The sequence below is a fragment of the Longimicrobium sp. genome (genome assembly GCF_036554565.1).
GTDB lineage: Bacteria > Gemmatimonadota > Gemmatimonadetes > Longimicrobiales > Longimicrobiaceae > Longimicrobium.
On sequence record NZ_DATBNB010000228.1, the window covers coordinates 1 to 1,726 of the forward strand.

Genomic DNA, 1,726 nt, shown 5'->3' on the forward strand with positions numbered 1-1,726 from the left:
GGTCACCACGCGGATGATCTCCTCGTACGCGCCGGTGCCCTGGCTCCACTGGTCGTCCACCAGCGAGGGCCCCAGCTGCGTTCCCTGCCCCGCCTCGCCGTGGCACATCACGCAGGCGGAGCGGTACAGCGCGCGCCCCTGGCCGCCCTGCGCCGCGGTGACGCCCTGCGGCAGCTGCCCGGGCGGAGGGCCGGAATCACCCGGCGCCACGTCCGGCGGCCCGCCCTTGGCCGCGTCTCCGCCACCCGCGCGCCTCGCCTCCCTGTCGCATCCCGAAACGGCGGCCAGCACCAGCGCCGCCGCCATCCATGTCCACTGCTTCCGCATCGGCTCCGTCCGAAACGTCATGACCGGACCGCCGCCGAACCGAAATGTCCCGGGCGGGGCCGTTGATGGACGTCCCCTACCGCAAGCGTTGTTCCGGGCGCGACGCGGGCGGGCTTCCCGCGCCCGCCGTACGCGGCGCGCCGCAGGTGGCGCAGAAGCCCCACTCCGGCTCCAGCATGGCGCTGCAGTCCGCGCAGGGCACGGGCACCAGCACCTTGCCGCAGAACGGGCAGAAGCGCGCCTGCCGCTCCACCGGCAGGGGCGAGCGGCACGCCGGGCACGGCTTGGGACGCGGCCGGGGAGGCTCGGCGGGGGCCGCGGCTTCCGCGGGCTTCTCCACCGCGGGCGCGGATGCGGTCCGCGGCGCGGCGGCCGCCGGGGCGGAGGCGACCACCGGCGGCGCCGTGGGGTCGGGCTGGGGCGGCTGCGCGAAGGGGTTGGGCTGCACGCCCACCTCGGCGTAGTCGCGGTAGATGCCCAGGATGGGGTTGGGCGCCTGCAGCTCGCGCCGGAACTCGTCCATCACCTCCGCGCGGTCCGTTTCCAGGTACTCGCGCTCACCGGAAAGGAGGCGCAGCAGGGCGTGCTCGTACTCCGCCAGCTCCGCGAAGCCCAGCTCCGAGCGGATCAGCCGGTACGGCACCACCTCCTGGTACAGGTCGCCGATGGTCAGCGCCCGCCCGGGGTCGCGGGCAAGCGCCGTGGCGATGCGCCGGTACAGCCGGTCGAGTGCGTCCACTGAGAGTGCGAAAGTGCGAAGGTGCGAGAGTGCGAAAGTGAGCTGCCGAAATCAGCAGCTCACGGCGTGGATTGGCGCGGGGCCGAGCGCATCAGCGTGCGCAGCTCGGCGGGCGCGCGGCGAAGCTCCTGGTCGGCCTCGGCGGCGCGGCCCGACTCGCGTAGGGCGCGCACCAGCCCGCCCCAGGCGCGGAGCGATTCGCGGTCGTGCCGCAGGGCCACGCGAAAGCGCTCCACCGCCTCCGGGGCGCGGCGCGCATCCAGCAGCAGGTAGCCCAACTCGGCGTGAAGCTCGGCGTGCTCCGGGTTTGCATCCAGCCCCGCCTGCAGCTCGCGCCGCGCATCCGCCGGGCGGCCCGCTTCGCGGTAGATGCGGGCCAGGTACACGCGGGCCAGGGCGTCGCGCGGATGCTCGGCGGTGTGGGCGCGGAACTCCCGCTCCGCCTCGGCCACGCGGCCCGCCAGGAACGCCTGCTCGCCCCGCTGCAGTGCACCCTCGTCCTGGCCGCCGCGCATGCGGACGGCGGCGACGAGCAGAAGGCCCAGCACGGCGAGCGCCAGCAGCGCCTGCCGGGGAAAGCGGCGGCGCGCCTCGGCGGGAACGGCGTGCACGGGCGCTTCGTCGTCGCGCACCAGCGGCTCGTCGTCGTCAGGGAGCGCG

General features: G+C 75.6%; 3 protein-coding genes. All 3 read right to left on the bottom strand.

All coding sequences use genetic code 11. From position 1 onward, the window contains the following. On the bottom strand, positions 1 to 327 hold a 327-nt coding region (locus tag VIB55_RS06225; RefSeq protein ID WP_331875804.1), incomplete at its 3' end, for a cytochrome c. A 76-nt stretch (positions 328 to 403) separates the two neighbouring features. After that, the gene (locus VIB55_RS06230) at positions 404 to 1,066 is read right to left on the bottom strand and encodes a zinc ribbon domain-containing protein (protein WP_331875805.1); all 663 of its coding nucleotides are present in this window, start codon (positions 1,064 to 1,066) and stop codon (positions 404 to 406) included. Between the two features lie 59 nt (positions 1,067 to 1,125). Beyond that, a partial coding sequence (locus VIB55_RS06235) for a tetratricopeptide repeat protein (RefSeq protein WP_331875806.1) occupies positions 1,126 to 1,726 on the bottom strand: 601 nt, incomplete at its 5' end.